The organism is Longimicrobiaceae bacterium (assembly GCA_035936415.1).
Lineage (GTDB): Bacteria > Gemmatimonadota > Gemmatimonadetes > Longimicrobiales > Longimicrobiaceae > JAFAYN01.
Map to the genome: position 1 here is coordinate 1 of DASYWD010000449.1, position 18,400 is coordinate 18,400.

Annotated in this window: 14 protein-coding genes; 3 read left to right on the forward strand and 11 right to left on the reverse strand. The window is 71.8% G+C overall.

Going from position 1 to position 18,400, the window contains the following annotated elements; genetic code table 11:
- The coding region (locus VGR37_18135) for a lytic transglycosylase domain-containing protein (protein ID HEV2149328.1) at positions 1-820 on the forward strand (820 nt) is incomplete at its 5' end.
- A 144-nt stretch (positions 821-964) separates the two neighbouring features.
- Here the strand turns inward: VGR37_18135 and VGR37_18140 are convergent.
- The 10 genes from VGR37_18140 to VGR37_18185 form a co-directional block, all read right to left on the reverse strand.
- Positions 965-1,417 (reverse strand): type II toxin-antitoxin system VapC family toxin, encoded by a 453-nt coding sequence (locus VGR37_18140; protein ID HEV2149329.1) that lies wholly within the window; start codon positions 1,415-1,417, stop codon positions 965-967.
- Positions 1,418-1,687, reverse strand: coding sequence for a hypothetical protein (locus VGR37_18145; protein HEV2149330.1), 270 nt, complete (start codon positions 1,685-1,687; stop codon positions 1,418-1,420).
- A 197-nt stretch (positions 1,688-1,884) separates the two neighbouring features.
- Positions 1,885-3,015, reverse strand: coding sequence for an alpha/beta fold hydrolase (locus VGR37_18150; protein HEV2149331.1), 1,131 nt, complete (start codon positions 3,013-3,015; stop codon positions 1,885-1,887).
- Between the two features lie 37 nt (positions 3,016-3,052).
- Positions 3,053-5,371 (reverse strand): M14 metallopeptidase family protein, encoded by a 2,319-nt coding sequence (locus VGR37_18155; protein HEV2149332.1) that lies wholly within the window; start codon positions 5,369-5,371, stop codon positions 3,053-3,055.
- A gap of 66 nt (positions 5,372-5,437) precedes the next feature.
- Entirely contained in the window at positions 5,438-6,673 is a 1,236-nt protein-coding gene (locus VGR37_18160) for an amidohydrolase family protein (GenBank protein HEV2149333.1), read from the reverse strand.
- On the reverse strand, positions 6,670-7,125 hold the full coding sequence (locus VGR37_18165; protein ID HEV2149334.1) for an amidohydrolase family protein: 456 nt from the start codon (positions 7,123-7,125) through the stop codon (positions 6,670-6,672). Before VGR37_18165 ends, VGR37_18160 begins: the two co-directional genes overlap by 4 nt.
- A 30-nt stretch (positions 7,126-7,155) precedes the next feature.
- Entirely contained in the window at positions 7,156-8,760 is a 1,605-nt protein-coding gene (locus VGR37_18170) for an amidohydrolase (GenBank protein HEV2149335.1), read from the reverse strand.
- A gap of 34 nt (positions 8,761-8,794) precedes the next feature.
- Positions 8,795-10,198 carry a hypothetical protein gene (locus VGR37_18175; GenBank protein ID HEV2149336.1) on the reverse strand — a complete coding sequence of 468 codons (1,404 nt, stop codon included), beginning with the start codon at positions 10,196-10,198 and terminating at the stop codon, positions 8,795-8,797.
- Between the two features lie 389 nt (positions 10,199-10,587).
- Complete coding sequence (locus tag VGR37_18180) at positions 10,588-11,814, reverse strand: RagB/SusD family nutrient uptake outer membrane protein (protein ID HEV2149337.1); 1,227 nt, start codon at positions 11,812-11,814, stop codon at positions 10,588-10,590.
- A gap of 20 nt (positions 11,815-11,834) precedes the next feature.
- Entirely contained in the window at positions 11,835-14,879 is a 3,045-nt protein-coding gene (locus VGR37_18185) for a SusC/RagA family TonB-linked outer membrane protein (GenBank protein ID HEV2149338.1), read from the reverse strand.
- A 163-nt stretch (positions 14,880-15,042) separates the two neighbouring features.
- On the opposite strand from VGR37_18185, the gene VGR37_18190 reads away from it, so the two are divergent.
- Complete coding sequence (locus VGR37_18190) at positions 15,043-15,780, forward strand: IclR family transcriptional regulator (protein ID HEV2149339.1); 738 nt, start codon at positions 15,043-15,045, stop codon at positions 15,778-15,780.
- 19 nt (positions 15,781-15,799) lie between these two features.
- On the opposite strand, the gene VGR37_18195 is transcribed toward VGR37_18190, so the two are convergent.
- A complete protein-coding gene (locus tag VGR37_18195; GenBank protein HEV2149340.1) occupies positions 15,800-17,107 on the reverse strand; it encodes an amidohydrolase in 1,308 nt (435 codons plus the stop codon).
- Between the two features lie 190 nt (positions 17,108-17,297).
- Between VGR37_18195 and VGR37_18200 the strand changes: the two genes are divergently transcribed.
- Positions 17,298-18,400, forward strand: a 1,103-nt coding sequence (locus VGR37_18200; GenBank protein ID HEV2149341.1) for a hypothetical protein, incomplete at its 3' end; no start/stop codon positions are given.

Here is an 18,400-nt window from a genome sequence, read left to right on the forward strand (position 1 = left end):
CTTCCGCGAGGCGCGCGAGGCGGACGCGTTCTCGTACTACGGCGTGCTCGCCGGGAAGCGCCTGGGCGAGTCACTGCGCGGCGTCCCGCTCGCCGCCGCCCCGCGGATGGACCCGGCCACCGCCGCGGAGGTGGAGCCCGCGCTCTTCCGCGCCGGGGTGCTGCGCGAGATCGGGATGGAGGAGGAGGGCCGCGCCGAGCTGGCCCGCCTGCGCGAGCGGGTGGACGACCGGCCGGCGGCGCTGTACTCCGTGGCCGAGGCCATGGCCGAGCACGGCCAGCCGATCTCCGCGGCGCTCCTGGGGAGCCAGATCCGCCAGCGCACCGGCGCCTGGGACGAGCGCCTGCTGCGGATCGTCTTCCCGTTCCGCTTCCGCGAGCTGGTGGAGAGGGAGGCGGGGAGGCGCGGGCTGGACCCGTTCATGGTGGCGGGGCTGATCCGCCAGGAGTCGTTCTTCAACCCGGTGGCCGTGAGCCCGGCCGGGGCCGTGGGGCTGATGCAGGTCATGCCGGAGACGGGGCGCGGGCTGGCGAGGCGCGCCGGTATCGGCGGCTTCGACCCGGCGCGCCTCAAGGACCCGGAGGTCAACGTCAAGCTCGGCACCCTCTTCCTGGCCGACCAGGTGCGCCGCTACCGCACGCTCACCGAGGTGTTCGCCGCCTACAACGCCGGCCCCGGCCGGGTCGCCCGCTGGCGCACCTTCCCCGAGTACCGCGACGAGGACCTGTTCGTGGAGCGCATCCCCTTCGAGGAGACGCGGGACTACGTGAAGAAGGTGCGGCTGTACGCGGGGGTGTACGAGATGCTGTACGGGGATTGAGCGCGTACGGAACGGCGAGAGGCACGCAGAGGAAGCAGGGGAAGCAGAGGACTGCTCTCCGCTTTTCCTCTGCTTCCTCTGTGTGAGCCCATGTTGTGCCTCCACCCAGTACGGCAGAAACTCACATCATGGGCCGGGCGGACTTCAGGTGCGGGGATCGGGCCAGGGGGGGACGACCTCGACGGGGTCGACGGTGCCGATCAGCGCGAAGTCGCGGAGGTTGTCGGTGACGACGGTCAGGCCATGGTCGCGGGCGGAGGCGGCGATCAGGCAGTCGTTCAGGAAGGAGCGGCGGATCCCGTTGGGGCTCATCCGCTTCTCTCGCACCAGCCGGGCGACGGTGGCGCCCGCTCGCTTCCAGGCGCCGTGGCCCGGCGTCACCAGGCGCCCCGTCGCCTCGAACGGGGCGACGAAGTGCCGCTGGGTGCGCCGCTCCAGCTCCGGGCTGGTGGCGCCCGCCAGCAGCTCCGCGGCCACGACGGAGTGCAGGTAGACGAAGTGGGCGAACGCCTGGTAGAAGGCCTGTAGCTGCCCGTTCCACCCCTCGTCGCGTGTGGCGTAGACGTAGAGCGAGGTGTCGATGACGTACTTCCGCACCTAGGCCTCGTCCTCCCCGAAGGGGTCGGCCAGGCCGGCGCCGCGCATGGCCCGCACCCCGTCCACCAGCTCTCCCCGGAATACCACCAGGTCCAGCGCCCGCTCGATGGTCTCCGTCTCCGTGGAGGTGCCGAGCGCCCGCATGGCCCGGTCGATCTTGGACTGCCGCAGCCGGTAGTTCTTCCGCATCGCCGCCTCCTCCGCGGGTGACGCCTCGTACACCGCCGGGGGCTCCTTCACCACCCGCGGCTTCCTCTTCTTCTCAGGCATCGGGACTCCTCCCCTGTATGTACGCCTGTAAGATAACGTACATACGAACGGTAGACAACGCCGGGAAGAACAGCGGGACGCACGCAGAGGAAGCAGAGGAAGCAGAGGAAAAGCGGAGAGCAGTTCTCTGCTTCCTCTGCTTCCTCTGCTTCCTCTGTGTGAGCCTATGCCGTTCCTCCGCGCGCTGCCGCCGGAGGTCACCGCATCGGCCGGGCGGGCTTCAGATGTGGGGCGAGGAAGCGGTAGATCTCCCGGCGCGACTCGCGGGCGAGCGGCGTGTCGATTCGGTTGAAGGCGTGCCCGCCGGGAGCGTCGTCGTACTCCCTGAACTCCCACCCCGTCTTCCCCGAAGCGCGGAGCGCGTCCACCAGCCGGTGCACCTCGCTGGCGTAGACGTCCTCGTCGTTGGTGGTGGTGTGGATCAGGAGCGGCGTCCCCCGGTAGCGATGCGCCTGGAAGGCGGGGGAGCGGCGCCGGTACGCCTCCGGGTCCTCCTGCGGGGTGCTGCCCACGTGGTAGTCCGCCGAGAAGAGCCGCGTGTACGCGGGGCTCTTGTACGACAGCCGGTAGATCAGGTCGCTCACCGGCACCCCGGCATAGGCCGCGGCGTACGCGTCGGGGTGGTCGAAGATGTTCATCAGCGCGTGCAGCCCGCCGTGGCTCCATCCCACGATCCCCACCCGCCGCGGGTCCAGGAAGGGGTATGCGTCCAGCGCCGCCTGGCGCGCGGCATGGGTGTCCTCCGTCTCCAGGCCGCCGTAGTCGATCTGCTGCCAGAAGCCGCGCCCGTACCCGGTGCTCCCGCGGTAGTCCGGGGCGATGACGGTGTATCCCTGCTGCACCAGCTCGCGGATGACGTTGGCGCTCCCGCTCTCGAAGTTGGCGTGCACGCCGCCGTGCGGCAGCACGATCAGCGGGTGCTTGCGGGTGCGGTCCAGGTCCCGGGGGACGAAGGTCCAGCCGCGGATCCGGAGCGGGTTGTTGGCCCCCGGGTTGGTGGAGACGACGCGGTGCGCCGGGGGCGGCCCGGTGAAGGTGAGGACGTCGATCTCCGCCACGTCGCCCAGGCGGTCGAAGAGCATCAGGTTGTCGATCTGGCGCTCCAGCACGTCGTTCTGGTGCGCGTCCGCCTCCACGTAGCGCTGCAGCGCGGCCCGGAGCTGCCGCACCTCCTCCACCAGGCGGGCGTGCTCCTCGGCCGGGACGGCGGGCGCGGGCGCGGGGGTGGGGGCGCGCCCGGCCCCCGCGGAGCACGCCGCCAGCAGCGCGAGCGCGGGCCAGGCGAGCAGGGCGCGTACGACCGGGAGCGGCGACCGGTGGCGTCTCACGGACGTTCCTCCAGGTGGGCGGAGCGCGGACGCCGCGTCAGCGGGCGCGGCGCAGCGCGTTGAACAGCAGCGGCCAGGTGGCGATGGACTGCCCCCGGTAGTCGGGCTGGAAGCCGAACAGCACCACCGATCCCCGCCCCACGCGGGCCTCCAGGAGCGCGGGCTTCCCGGCGACGTGCTGCTCCCCCAGGATCCACCCGGAGAGGAGCGGGTTCCCCTCCCCGTAGCGGGCCACCACCCGCACCGAGGGGTCCTCGACCTGGAAGGCGCGGCTGGAGCCCCAGTACCAGGCGATGGTCTCCGCGTCCGCCCCGCGGGCCAGCGGGTGCCCGCCGTCCAGGCGGAGGCGGAGGATGGACCCGGGGATGTAGAAGTCCTGCGGCCGGAGCCCGGCGACGGCGTTCTTCACCGGGAGGTCCAGCGCTTCGATGGCGAAGTCGGTGGCCTCCTCCACCGCCACCAGCCGCCCCCCGTCCCTCACGAACTCCTGCAGCGCGCGGGCCCCCTCCTCGCCCAGCCCCCCGGCGTACGGCTCCGGCATCGTCTCGGCGGAGTAGCCGTTCCGGATGGAGCGGGCGGGCTGGTCCTGGAGGAGGATCACGTCGTAGCGCCGGGCGAGCCCGCCGCGCCGGACGTCCGCGTCGTGCAGGGTGTCGTAGGCCACCCCGTGCCGGTCCAGCGTCCACCGGGTCCACCCTTCGGGCATGGGCTCCGCCCACGACTTGTAGATCCCGATGCGCGGCGCCCCCCGCCCGCGGAGCCCCGCGGGGGTCTCGTAGCGGAGCGCGGGGGTGGGGATCACCGCGGAGAGGCCCACCGCCACCGGCTCGCGCACCGGGACCGCCTCCACGTCCATCAGCAGCGGGAGGGTGTGCGCGGTCACGTCGTACGGGCGGGTGGGGGGGCCGCCCGGGTAGTCGTGCATCTTCGGGTAGTCCTGCCGCTCCAGCATCGTCTGCGCAAAGGAGGCGTACGGCTGGCTCATGGGGACCACCCAGCTCCCCGCCGGGAAGGCGCGCCCCCCCGCCGTGAACGCCGCCTCCGCCCGGTGCACCTCCACGTCGCCCATCCGCAGGATGCGGAGCACCGCATTGACGCCCTTGGGGTTGTCCTGTCCCGCGGGGATCACCCAGGCGTGCGGCCACTCCGGCCAGCGCTCGACCGCCCGCCGGTTGATGGCGTGGAAGTTCTCCAGCCAGAAGCGGCGGTTCCGGGCGGCGTTGACGAGGAGCGCCATCGCGGCGGACTCCTGGTAGTCCACGATCTGCGGGAGCCCCCACTCCCCCCCGGGCCAGGGGGCGGGGAAGTTCCAGCTCCGCTGCCGGACGTCGAAGCCGCGGGCGCTCCGCAGCTCCTCCGGCTTGATGGTGATGGGCGTCGCCATCCGCGCGGAGGCGGTCTCGGTGAGGATCCGCACCCCGCCGTGGTAGTGCTGGTAGGCGCGGGCGGGGGTGTACATGTCGTACTGGGCGTTCACCGCCACCCCCGTCTTCCCGTCCGAGATCAGCTCCGCCGCCATGTACGTGCCGAGCTGGTTGAGCGCGGCCACGATCAGCGGGTCCACGTTGGGCTCCACCGGGTCCACGTAGGGCGGGATGAAGATGCGCGCCCCGGTGCTCCCCATCTGGTGCACGTCGTGGACGATCTGCGGGTGCCAGGCGTTGTGCGCCTTCTCCACCGTGAGCTGGGTCTCCTTTTGGGTGAAGGCGTACCAGTCGCGGTTGTTGTCGTGCCCCACGTAGTGGTGGTAGAGCGCGGGGAGGGGCGCGGCTTCGAACGGCGTCCCCACCCAGCGGCGGTACCAGTCGGCCACCATCTCCGTCCCGTCCGGGTTCAGGGAGGGGACGTGCAGGAGGATCACGTTGTCCAGGATCTCCCGGACCCTGGCGTCGTCCGAGGCGGCCAGGCGATGGAGGAGGTTGGGCGCCATCTGCCCGGCGCCCACCTCGGTGGAGTGGATGTGCTGGGTGATGAGCACCACCGTCTTCCCGCGGTCCAGGAGCGCCTCCAGCTCGGCGGGGCCGCCGATCCGGCGCGGGTCGGAGAGCCGGAGCTGGACGTCGCGCAGCTCCGGGAGGCGGGCGTGGTTCTCCGGGCTGGTGACGGTGAGCATCACGAAAGGACGCCCCAGGGTGGTGGTCCCCAGGGTGTCCAGCTTCACGCGCGGGCTGGCGCGGGCCACCGCCTCGTAGTAGCCCAGCAGCTCCGTCCAGCCGGCGAGCCTGCGGTGGGCCCCGGGCTGGAAGCCGAAGTGGGCCGCGGGCGTAGGCACCCCCTGCGCCGGGAGGGCGGGGGCGGCCAGCAGGACGAGCCCGGCGAGAAGGGCGAGGCGCGCGGCGGCCGCGCGGTGCGTCATGGCTGCTCTCATGGATGGAGGGGTGCTTCGGTGAATGATGCGTCCGGAGAGACGAGGCGGCTCATCTCACCTCGGCGCGGAGCGTCGGTTCGGACCCGCGGCGTGCAGCGCGCGGGTGGCGCCGGGAGGGCGCCGCAGGACGCTCCCCGCGCGGACGTCGGTGAAGTGCCCGCCGTCCACGGCCAGCACCCCGTTGACCAGCACGTGCTCGATCCCCACGGGGTACTGGTGCGGCGCCTCGAAGGTGGCGCGGTCGGCCACCGTCGCCGGGTCGAAGACCACCAGGTCGGCGGCCATCCCCTCGGCGATCCGCCCCCGGTCCGCGAGCCCCAGGCGCGCGGCGGGGAGCGAGGTCATCTTGCGGACGGCCTCCTCCAGGGGGAGGACCTGCTTCTCCCGGACGTAGCGCCCCAGGACGCGCGGGAAGGTGCCGTAGGCGCGCGGGTGGGGGTGCCCCTCCCCCGGGCGGGCGAGGCGCCCGTCGGAGGCGATGGCCGTCCACGGGTGGCGCATGATGCGCTCCACGTCATCCTCGTCCAGGACGTGGTACATGGCGGAGGCGCCGCCGCGCTGCATGGCCTCGATCACCAGCTCCGCGCCGCTCCGTGGGGTGGGCTCCATCTTCCGCATCACCGCCCAGTCGTGCAGCGTCTTCCCCTCCAGCTCCGGCATCCAGGAGACGCGGGAGAACTGGATGCGGCGCAGGTCCCCGCCCCCGCGGTCGTTGACGATGTTGAAGACGATCCCTTTCACGATGCTGTCGCGCAGCGCACGGGTGCGGAGGCGCCGCGAGAAGGCCGTATCCCCCCGGGCGGAGGCCCAGGCGGGGACGAGCACCCCGATCCCGGTGTGGGTGGCGGTGTAGGGGTACTGGTCGGCCATGACGTCCACCCCCGCGGCGCGCGCGGAGTCGATCATGGCCAGGGTGCGCACGCTCGCCCCCCACATGGGCTTCCCGACCGCCTTGTGGTGGGTCAGCACCACGGGGATCTCCGCCCGCCGTCCGATCTCGACGGCCTCTGCCACCCCCTCCAGCAGACCCAGCCCCTCCTCGCGCAGGTGGGAGGTGTAGATCCCCCCGGAGTCTGCGGCGGCGCGGGAAAGCGCCACCACCTCGTCCGTCTGCGAGTAGGCCCCGGGGAGGTACTTGAGCCCGGTGGAGAGCCCGAAGGCCCCTTCGGCCATGGCGCGCGCTACCATGGCGCGCATCCGCTCCAGCTCCTGCGGGGTGGGGGCGCGGTCGGCCATCCCCGTCACCTCCCGGCGGATGGTGTTGTGCCCCACCAGGAAGCCCACGTTCATCCCCGTCCCGAGGGCGCGCGCCGAGTCCAGGTACGTCCCGAGCGGCCAGGGCGATCCCCCGTCCGGCCCCCCCAGCGCGGTGGTGACCCCCTGCCGCAGGTGGCTCTCCGCCCCGGGCAGCTCCAGCAGGGCTCCAGGTGCGCGTGCAGGTCGACGAACCCGGGGGCGACGGTCTTCCCGGTCGCGTCGATCACCCGGGACGCCCGCTCGCCGGGGATCCCCTCGCGGGAGACGCGGACGATGCGGCCCCCGCGCACCGCCACGTCCGCGCGGAAGGCCGGGGCGCCGGTGCCGTCCAGCACCGTGCCCCCGGCGATGAGGAGGTCGTAGCGCTCCCCCGCATCGGGATCCGCCGCGGGCGCGGCGTGGGGCCTGGAAGCGGGGGCGCAGGCAGCCACGAGCGCGCAGAAGAGAGCGCTCCAGCCGGGGAGGTGCAGTCTCGAGCTCGGCATTCGGTTCATCGGTTCGGCTGCGAAGACGGTCTACTTCCGATCCGCCGGCCTGTTCAGCACCGGGTACTGGATCCCCAGCTGCTCCAGGTAGGTCGCGTACCTGGACGGATCGTACTTCAGCTTCTCCAGCGCGGGCCGGTAGCGCGCCATCCGCTCCACGTTCAGGAAGGTCGGCGGCTCCGTCCCCTCCGGGATCAGCGACACCCACTGGAACTCCTTGGTCTGCACCTCGCGGAAGTAGCGCTTCGCCGCGTCCAGGAGCTTCGCATCGGTGAGCAGGTCCACGGCCGTCATCGCCACCACCCGCGCGCCGTGGTTGGCGCCCTTGTGGGCGATGGGCGTGGCCATGGCGATGGCGTTGGACCAGTGGTGCCCCGGGAGGCCCGGGATGTTGGCCGGGTAGCGCAGGCGCACCGTGGGGACGTTCCAGGAAACCTCGGCGATGTCGTCGCTCCCTCCGCCGGTGCCCTGCTTCGCCTCCTCCAGCTCCTTCCGGAGGGTGGTGCGGAGCCCGGTGATGCTGTCCGCGCCGACCTCCTTCTGCACCGCTCTGGCGAGCGCCTGGTCGGCCTCCGACCACTCGGGCATCCCCACGGCCAGGATGTTGGAGTGCATCCGCTCGGCGAGGGGCCGGTTGTAGTTCTGCGGCCAGGCGGAGCCGTAGACCCGCTGCGTGTGCTCGGTGGAGGTCATCAGCGCCGCCGCCGAGGCCATGGTGTCGCCCAGCGCGTGCAGCGCCCGGATCTTCGGGTAGTCCAGCTCGCGGAAGTAGTACCAGACCACGGCCTCGGAGGGGACCACGTTGGGCTGGCTCCCCCCGTTGGCGATCACGTAGTGCGAGCGCTGGTGCAGGCGCAGGTGCTCGCGCCGGAAGTTCCACCCCACGTTCATCAGCTCCACCGCGTCCAGCGCGCTCCGCCCCGCCCAGGGGGCTCCGGCGCTGTGCGCGGAGCGCCCGGCGAAGGTGTAGGTGGTGGAGACCAGGCCGGAGCCGCTGATTCCGTACGTGGTGCGGAAGTCGCTGTCCACGTGGGTGGAGAGCATGGCGTCCATGTCCCGGAACATCCCCGCGTTGACCATGTAGGTGCGGCTCGCCACCAGCTCCTCCGCCACCCCGGGGATCACCCGGATCTCGCCGGGGAGGCCGTGCTTCTGCATCACCCGCTTGACCGCGATGGCGGCCACCACGTCCACCGCCGGGGCGCTGTTGTGCCCCTCCCCGTGCCCCGGGCCGCCGGGGATGAGGGGGTCGTGGTAGGCCACGCCCGGACGCTGCGAGGTCTCGGGGAGGCCGTCGATGTCGCCCATGATCCCGATGACCGGCGCTCCGCGCCCCCAGCTCGCCACGTAGCAGGTGGGCATCCCCGCGCAGCCGCGCTGTACCCGGAACCCCTCCTTCTCGAGGATCCCGGTGAGGTAGTCCGCGGTCCACTCCTCCTGGAAGCCCAGCTCCGAGAAGGAGAAGATCATGTCCGTGATCTCCTGCGAGAGCTTCTGGAGCCCCGCCACCTCCGCCGCCACCTCCCGCTTGAGCTGCGCGGGGGAGGGGCGGCGCTGCGCCGGGGCAGGGTGCGCCAGGAGGGCGACGCCCAGCAGGAGGAAGACCGCGCCCGGCGTTCGTTTGCGAAGCGTCATAGGCTTCCTGTCGGATGCGAGTGGATGCAAAGGGCTACCGGACGGACCCGCCGCACGTGCCCGGCCACCCCTGCCGGCAGGCGAGGGCGTACAGCTCGGCCGGTGCCCGCTCGCGGATGGGCTCCTTCCCCCGCAGCAGGATCGGCAGATCCGCGGGGAGAGGGCGGGCGCGAGCCCAGCTTCCGGCGCCGGTCGCGTCGCGGTTCAGGTTCTCGCAGGCGGGGGAGAAGCCCAGGTCACAGCCGCGCCCGAAGAGCGGGCCGGCGGGCCGCCCGAGCTCGGCCAGGTGGATCCCCACCTCGTTGCACGCCCAGCCCGAGCCCCTGCTGCAGTAGCCGTACTTCCGGACGAAGGCGTACTCGCACGCGCGGGTGCTCCCCGCCTGGCAGGCCGCGTCCCAGAACGGCAGGAACTGCCCCGGATGCCGGTCGCCCACGCCCTGGACCGCGCTCATCAGAGCGAACACGCCGGCCCAGATGGAGACGTAGACGAGGTTGCGCCGTACCGGTGCCCACGCCCGGCCGAGCCTGGAGGGGTCCAGCCGCGCGAGCGGGCTCGACGTCACCAGGCGGTCGATGCGCCCGGCCACCAGGTTCAGGAGCGGCACGGGGAGCAGCTTGTCGTAGAACGTCGGCGCACCCACCGACGTGAGGACCACGAAGAACGCGGCGATCCCCAGCGCGTACAGCATGCCGAAAAGGATCCGGCCCAGGTCGGTGCGCGGAGACGTGGCGGGATCGGTGAACAGCAGGTGCATTCCCAGGAAGACGGGAGCCGGGATGTGCGCGTCGTAGAAGAGGTAGGTACCGGTCGCGTTCAGGTACAGCTGGCTGACCGCGTACAGCGTGACGACGGCCGGCATCGTCATCCTCGCCACCCCGAAGAGGAGCTGGCCCGGCAGGGAGACCAGGAAGATCCAGAGATAGATGTGGGGCGGGTGGGAATAGGTGAGCGCGATCTCCTTGCCCAGCGTGATCTCCGTCGTGCCGGTCAGGATCAGTGCGAGCGAAGCCACCGCGAGCGGGAATGCGGACGGGTTGAAGACGTGCGTGGAGCGTCCCTCCCGGTTCCACCGGATGAACTCCTTCGTGGCGAATCCGAGCGCGACCATCGCGAACTGCCAGTGCAACCAGTCCGGCCTGAACCACAGGAACAGGTTGATGCTGAAAACGACCGGGAGCGGCCCGAACCCGAGCGTGTAGCTGCCACGCCGGGACCAGGACAACAGGCTGTCGACGGCGTAGGCGAAGATCAGCTGGGCGAGGATCAGCGGCAGGAAGGCATACACGAAGCGCACGTGCCAGCCCCAGTAGAGCAGCACCGCCACCTGGGCGCATGCCTGCGCCCAGTGGTGCCTGTGCACGGCGATCTCCAGCGTCAGCGTGCGGCGCGTTCGCCGCGCCGCCAGGAAGAGCGCGGCGTTCCACACCAGCAGCACGCCTCCCGCACCCAGGAACGCCCGGAGCAGGTCCGGGTGCTGCCGTATGGGGGTCAGGAGTGCGAAGGCGAGAAGTGCGAGGCTGAACGCGCCCGGCAGGGCCAGGGCCCGTCCGGGCGAAAGCGCCCTCGAAGACGACCGCGGAGCCGCCGTGTCGGGGCGCGATCCGGAACCGCGGGATCCCGCCTGCGGCGGTGCCTGCCGTGACTTCATCCTGCCTGTCCGGTTCCCTGGCGGAACTCGCCGCGCGGGAGCCCCCCCGCCGCGGCCGGGTTCCGGTACTCGAATCTCATCGGCCTGTACTGCGCTCCGGGTGTGTGGAAGATCGGGGGCCGCCCCCGCCGCCCGGACGGCGGCGGGGACGGCCCCGGGTCAGCCGCGAGGGCGCATCACCCCCGCAGAGCGGGGTTGGCGTCCATCTCCTCCTGGCTGATCGGGATGCACTTGTCCCGGTCCTTGAGGAAGGCGTTGTGCGCCGGCCCCGACTCCTCGAACCAGCGCCGCAGGTCCCAGAAGCGGCGGCCCTCCAGCCAGAGCACGGCCCCACGCTCCTTCTGGAGCGTCTTCCACGCCTCCGCCAGCGTGGCCGGGGCGGTGAGCGGAGCCATTCCGTAGAACTTCCGCTGCTCGTTGATGAGCGCGAAGGCCCCCTCGATGTCGTTCTTCCGGAGCGCGGCCTCGGCCTGGAGCATCCGCATCTCCGTCCCCTTCGCGAGGGCGATGTCCGCGCCCCGCGAGGGCCCCATCTTCTTCTGCCGGAAGAAGGGGGTCTTTCCGTCCTGTCCGTTCTGGATCCTCCGGGCCGCGGTGTACACGGTGTCCCAGGGAACCCGGGGGTCCCTGAATACGCTCGCCCACTGCGTGTTGTACACGGTGTACTCGCGCCGCTCGTGCGTCTCCACCACCAGGTCGTTGTTCTCGCGGGCGCTGTTCTCCGAGAAGACCGCGTTAATCACGAAGCTGGTGGGGACCTGCGCCGCGTCCTGGACCGCCTGGTCCCACTTCCCCTGCCACGCCAGGACGGAGGCCCGCCCCGCCAGGGCGGCGTTGGTCAGCTCCCGGTTCTTGATGGACTCCGCGATCCGCAGCGCCTCCGTGAACTGGGCCTCGGCGCGCGAGAAGTGCACCTTGAAGTCCTGCTTCGGGCCGCCGTCGATCACCGCGAAGCAGACGTTCTCGCCCAGCGTCCGGTTCGAGAAGCCCGCGAACAGGTTGGCGCGCGCCGAGTGGACGTCGGTGCCGTAGCGGTAGTTCGGGATGTTCTTCATCCGCTCGATCCCGTTCTCGGCCACCCAGCGGGCCCGCTGCATCCCGGCCCAGTGGAAGTTCACGTCCTCCGGACGGATCCTCCCCCGGTAGAAGAGGCCGGGGGCGGTGTAGCTCCCCCCGTGCGCCAGCTCGTCCGCGGCGACCGAGTTGAGCATGATCAGGTCGTCGAAGCGGATCGACAGGTCGGAGGACATCCCGGCCACCAGCCCCGGGACGGCATCCGCCGAGTTCAGCTTCTCGTCCTCGATGGGACCGGGGTTGGTCACCTCGAAGAAGTCCCCGCACGCCGCGAGCGGAAGCATCCCGGCGAGGAGCGCGGATCTCCAGAATCCACTGTAGGGCTTCATGTATGGGTTCTCCTCACGCATTAGAAGCTCACGCGCACGGACGCCATGACCGACCGTACCGGCGGGAGGTTGTAGTAGTCGCGCCGCCCCAGCTCGTTGACCGCGTCGCCGTTGCTCGCGTCGCGCGCGTCGTAGACCTCCGGGTCCGTGCCGCTGTAGCCGCTGCTCTTGAACAGGTTCCGCCCGGCCAGGGTGACGCTGGCGGAGCGGCCTCCCAGCAGCCACCGGCTCGGCAGCTCGTAGGTGAGGGAGACGGTCCGCAGCTTGAAGAAGTCCGCGGGCTCGATCCAGTAGTCGTCGTTCATCTTGGTGCGGTCGATGGCGCACTGCGCCCGCTGCCGCGCCGTCACCCCCTCCAGGGCGGAGGTGTTCCCCCGCTGGGCGGCAAAGAGCTTCTCCTGGACGTCGTGGCAGGGGGCCCAGGTGCCGCGGCGGGCGTTCTGGTAGCCCACCCAGTTCGCCAGGTAGTGCCCGCCCTGGTACTCACCCAGGGCGTCCAGCGTGACCCTGTCCCGGAAGGTGAGCGTGGTCCCCACGCCCACGGTGCGCGTCGGGTATCCCCCGCCGATGAAGGCATTCTCCTCCACGAGGGGATCCTCGAACCGGTCGGGGTTGGTGATCTTCGCCCCGAAGTAGGCGGGGATCGCGAAGCCCTCCTTCACGAACGTCCCGCTCCCGGTGGAGATCTCCCGCCCGTCCACGTCGATGACCTCGCTCCTGACCTGCGAGTAGTTCACGCGCGCCCGCCAGTCGAGCATGGAGGTCTGGAGGACCCCGCCGTTGAGCTGCGCCTCGAAGCCGGTGTTCTGCAGCTCGCCGACGTTCTCCAGCTGCGAGAAGATGAACCCCTGCGAGGGCGGATACTCCACCGGGATCAGGGCGTCGAAGGTGTTCTGGCGGTACGCGGTGAGGTCGAGCCCCAGCCTCCCGCCGAAGAGGCTGGCGTCCATCCCGGCCTCGTACTCGCGGGTGCGCTCGGGCCCGAGGTTCGGGTTGCCGAGCTGCCGCGGGCTCACGCCCGGCGTCCCCTCGTCGCCCGCGATCGGGTCCCAGGTCTTCACCGCGTCGAAGGCGCCCGGCGCCTTCCCCGACCACCCCATGGCGGCCCGGAGCTTCATCGCGTCCCACCACTGGGGCCAGAAGTCGTGGTCGGAGAGGACGTAGGAGGCGCTCAGCTTCGGGTACATCTGGAGCCCGAACTCCTCGCCGAAGGCGCTGTTCCCGTCCACGCGCATCCCGGCGGTCACGAAGAGGCGGTCCCGCCAGCCGACCATCTCCTGGAGGAAGAGGCCGGCGTTGATCACGCGCTGGTTCCGGTCCCTGGAAAGCAGGACCTTGGCGGCGGACTCGAGGGTGGGCTCCCCCGGGCCCGCGAAGTTCTCCCCGTTGACCCGGGTGTAGGTGTCGCGGTCCTCGAAGAGCTGCGCGCCCCAGGAGAAGGTGGACGCGAGCGAGGCGATCTCGTCCTGGAACGACCCGACGTAGTCGACCGACAGCTTGGAGTGCTCCCAGTCCTGGGCCCAGATGAGGCCGAGCGCGACGTTGGGGTACCCGTAGGGGTAGACGGTCTGGTTGTTCTGGGAGTTGAAGTCGTACCCCACCGACAGCCGGTTGCTGAGCCGCTCCGTCGGCCGGTAGTTCATCGTCAACCCGGTGATGAAGTGGTCGCCCCGGTTGAAGTTCTGCTGGGTCAGGATGTAGCCGTTGGAGAGGCAGGTCACCTGGACGCCCGAGCACTGGTCGCCCTTCCCGCCCTTGAAGTTGTTGAACGGCCCGCGGGAGACGTTGAGGAGGAGGCCGCTCCCGTTGTTCCCGTCCGGGACCCAGCGGGTCACGCGCCGGGTGTACGCGCTGTTCAGCGAGAACTCCAGCTTCCCGCTCGGCTGGAAGGAGAAGTTGCCGCGGATCCCGCCGTCCTTGTTCCACCCCGGCTCGCCGTCGACGCCCAGGGTACCGCCGCCCGCGGGGGCGATCACCCCGGTCTCGCCCCCGTAGTTCCCGGAGAGGAAGTACGTCATGTTCTCGGCGCCTCCGCGCACCGAGAGGTTGTAGCGCCGGATCCCGCCGTCCTTGAGCCAGGACCCGCCGGAGGGGCAGGTGACGTCCACGAAGCGCACCGTGTCGGGCTTGGTCCTGGACCGGGGGAGGTCGTAGTTGACCCCGAACAGGCCGTCGCCGCTGCAGCGGTTCATGAACAGACCGTTCCGGTCGCTGGAGGGGCCCACGTGGCCCATGCGGCTCATCCCGGTCGTGACCTCCGCGCTCCACACCGGGGGCCCCGCCGTCCCCCGCTTGGTGAAGATCTGGATCACCCCGCCGGACGCCTCAGTCCCGTACAGGGTCGTCGCGGCGGCGCCCTTCACGATCTCGATGCTCTCGATGTCTTCCGCGCTGATGTCGTTCAGCGGAAGGCTCCCCTGGCGTGCCGCCAGCGCGACGGGCCCGCCCTCGTGGTAGATCCGCACGCCGTCGACGTAGATCAGCGGGGAGTTCCCCTGGCTGACGCTGTTCGTCCCGCGGATGCGGATGGTGCCGCCCGCCCCCGGCTGCCCGGAGTTGGACATCACCGTGACTCCGGGCGCGCGGCCGGCGATCACGTCCTGCGGGTTGGAGACGGGCGCGTTCTCGATGTTCTGCGAGCTGATCTTGGCCATGCTGGTCGCGATCTCCCGCGTGCGCGCCTCGCCGGTGGCGGTGACCACCAGGGCGTCGAGCGAGATGGCGGACTCCGACAGCGCGAAGTCGGCGGTGGCGGTTCCACCGGCCGTGACGCTCACCGCGCGCTCCACGGGCGCGAAGCCGATCATCTCCGCGCGCACGGTGCGGCTTCCGGCGGGGACGTTGGCGATCTGGTACGAGCCGGTCTCGTCGGTGACGGCACGGCGGTTGGTGCCCGGGATCGCCACGGGCGCGCCGCTCAGGGGGCGCTGGCTGGAGGCGTTGGTCACCCGGCCGCGGATGGTGCCGGTTGCCTGCGCGGCCAGCGAGGGTACGCTCGCGGCGCAGAGCGCCGCCAGCGCGAGGGCGGTTGCCAGCGCCCGGTGCCTACGAGATAGGCGGGTCATTCCTGACCTCCTGCAGGGGTGGAACGGGAAAACGCGGGACCTGCTGCGGACCGGATCGTGGTGGAGAGGACCGAGCGCGGAGGGGCGGGGCCGTTGTCACCCGGCGCGTTGTTCCATATTATGGAACCCGCTTCCACGGTTCGCAACCTACAATAACAGAGGCATGCTGCACAAGGCAATGGAGGTCCTGCACCTCTTCACCCCGCTGCGCAAGGAGGTGGGGGTCACCGAGGCGGCGGAGCTCCTGGGCCGCCCCAAGAGCACGGTCTCGCGCTGGCTGAGCGCCATGGACGAGGCCGGGTTCCTGGACCGCGACGCGGACAGCGGCCGCTACCGGGTCTCGCTGCAGGTCACGGCGGTGGGCGAGATGGCCAAGCGGTCCACCTCCCTGCAGCAGGTGGCGCGTCCGGCGCTCCAGCGCCTCACCACCGCGACGGGGGAGACCGCGAACCTGGTGGTGCTGGTGGGGACGGAGGGGGTGAACATCGAGGCGGCGGAGAGCCCGCGCCCGGTGATGCACATGGGGATGGTGGGGCGCCGCTTCCCCGTGAACGCGAGCGCCGCCTGCAAGGCGATCCTCGCCTGGATGGAGGAGGCCGAGGTGCGCGCCTTCCTCCCCGACCCGCTCCCCCGCTGCACCCCGGCCACCGTCGCCGACCCGGACCGCCTGGTGGCGGAGCTGGCCGAGGTGCGGCGGCAGGGGTACGCGGTCAACTGGCAGGAGCTGGAGGAGGACCTGGTGGCCGTGGCGGCGCCGGTGCGCGACCACCGGGGGAAGGTGGTCGCCGCCGTTTCCATTTCCGCCCCGGTGTCCCGGGCCCCGCGCGAGTCGCTCCCGGAGCTGGGCGGCCACGTGGCCGAGGCCGCCCGCGCTCTCTCCGCCGACCTGGGGTGGCGGTGAGAAGGCCCGGGAGGGGGTCCTATCTCCCCGCCGCCCCAGCCTCCAGGTAGTCCAGGAGCAGGCTCGACATGACCCGCATCCCCACGGGGATGGAGGCGTCATCAGCCATGAAGGTGGGGGTGTGGTGCCCGCCGGAGACCGTCCCCGGCTTCACGGTGCCCAGCCGGTAGAAGAATCCCGGCACCACCCTGGCGAAGAAGGAGAAGTCCTCCGCGCCCGTGGTGGGCTCCACCGGGACCACGTTGCCGCTCCCGGCGACCCGCTCCAGCGTCGGCCGCATCCGCGCGGCGAGCGCGGTGTCGTTCACCGTCACCGGGTAGGCGCGGTTGAACTCCAGCGCGTACGAGCCGCCGCCCGCGCGGGTGGTCCCCTCGAAGATCTCGCGCATCCGGCGCTCCACCTCGTCCTGCACCGCCGGGTCGAAGGTGCGGATGGTCCCCTCCAGCTTCACCTCGGCGGGGATGATGTTCAGCCGCTCGCCGCCGCGAATGATCCCCACGGTGACCACGCTCGGCGTGAAGGGGGACAGGTTGCGGGCGCGGATCGTCTGCAGCGCCGTCACCACCTGGGAGGCCATCACCACCGGGTCCACCGACAGGTGCGGCGCCGCCCCGTGCGCCTGCTTCCCGCGCACCGAGGCCCGCCACTCCGTGGCCGCCGCCATGGCCGGGCCGGGGGTGTACCCCACCTTCCCCACCTCCATCTCCGAGAAGGAGTGCAGCCCGAAGACCGCGCTGGGCTTCCAGCGGTCGAACACCCCCTCCTTCATCATCAGCGCCGCGCCGCCCTCCTCGCCCAGCGGCGCCCCCTCCTCGGCCGGCTGGAAGAGGAAGACCACCGTCCCCGGCACCTGGTCGCGCATGGAGGCCAGCACCGACGCCACCCCCATCTGCACGGCCGTGTGGACGTCGTGCCCGCAGGCGTGGGAGACGCCCACCTCCTGCCCGTTGTAGGTGGTCCGTACGGTGCTCTTGAACGGGTAGGGCGTGTCCTCCGTGACCGGGAGCGCGTCCATGTCCGCCCGCACCGCCACCACGGGACCCGGCCTCCCCCCGCGCAGCACACCGACCACCCCGGTGTGGGCGACGCCCGTCTGCACCTCCATCCCCAGCCCCCGCAGGTGCCGCGCGACCATCTCGGCCGTCTTGAACTCGCGGTTCCCCAGCTCCGGGTTCTGGTGGATCCGGTGCCGCGCCTGCACCGTGGCGGGGGCGAAGCGCTCCACCGCAGCGCCGACGCGCGCGTCGTGCGCCTGCGCGGCGGCGTGGGCGGGGAGGAGCGCGAGGGCGCCCAGCCAGAGGAGCGCGCGGGGGGCGGCTGACTTCATCGGTTTTCCGGGAGATCGGGGTGGACCGGGGCAGGCAGGGATGCCCCAACACGTTAACGGGAACGGGCGGCGATGGGCAACGCCCCGCGGGCCGCCACACGTTTGCTTGACGGACGCCGCGGCGGGTGGCACCGTGCGGTGGACGGGCGAGCGCGCCCGTCCCGCCCGCCCCCGCAGGAGGAGCCGCATCATGCACCCTCGCCGTATCGCCCCGCTGCTGGCGCTCTCGCTGGGCGCCCTCGCCCCCGGGCTCTCCGCCCAGGACCACCACGCCCACACAGGCGCCCCCCCGGAGACGCTGGGGCGCGTGGCCTTCCCCACCTCGTGCAGCGCGGAGGCGCAGCCGCGCTTCGAGCGCGCGGTCGCGCTGCTGCACTCCTTCTGGTGGGAGGAGGCCGCCCGGGCCTTCGACGCCGTCGCCGAGGCCGACCCCGGCTGCGCCATGGCGTACTGGGGGAAGGCCATGACGCTGCGCGGCAACCCCTTCGCGGGCGCGCCGGGGAAGCCGGCCCTGGAGGCGGGCCTCGCCGCCATCGAAAAGGCGCTCGCGCTCGGCCCGCCCACCCCGCGCGAGCGCGCCTACGTGGAGGCCGCCGCGCGCATCTTCCGCGACCACGAGCGGCTGGACTCGCGCGCCCGCCTGCTGGCCTACGAGGAGGCGATGAAGGGGGTGCACGAGAGCAACCCGGACGACCCCGAGGCCGCGGTGTTCTACGCCCTGGCGGTCGCCTCCAACGCCCCGCCGACGGACCTGGCGTTCGAGCGGCAGAAGCGCGCCGCCGACCTGCTGCGCCCCCTCTTCCGGGCCCAGCCTGCGCACCCGGGGCTGGCGCACTACCTGATCCACGCCCACGACGCCCCGCCGCTGGCCCACCTGGCGGTGGACGCCGCGCAGCGCTACGCCGAGATCGCCCCCTCGGTGCCGCACGCCCTGCACATGCCCTCGCACATCTTCACGCGCCTGGGGATGTGGGACGAGTCCATCGAGGCGAACCGCGGCTCCGCCGCCTCGGCGAAGGCGTACGAGGAGCGGCAGGGGGCGAAGGCCGCCTCCTTCGACCGCGTGCACGCCTGGGACTACCTGGTCTACGCGTACCTCCAGCAGGGGCGCGACGCCGAGGCGCGCCGGATCCTGGACGAGGGCAGCGGGGTCGCCGCGGCCCCCTCCATCGCCACCGACTACGGGCTCGCCGCCATCCCCGCCCGCTACGCGCTGGAGCGGGGGCGCTGGGCCGACGCCGCGCAGCTCGCCGTCCGCCCGTCGCCCGGCTTCCGCGCCGCCGAGGGCATCAC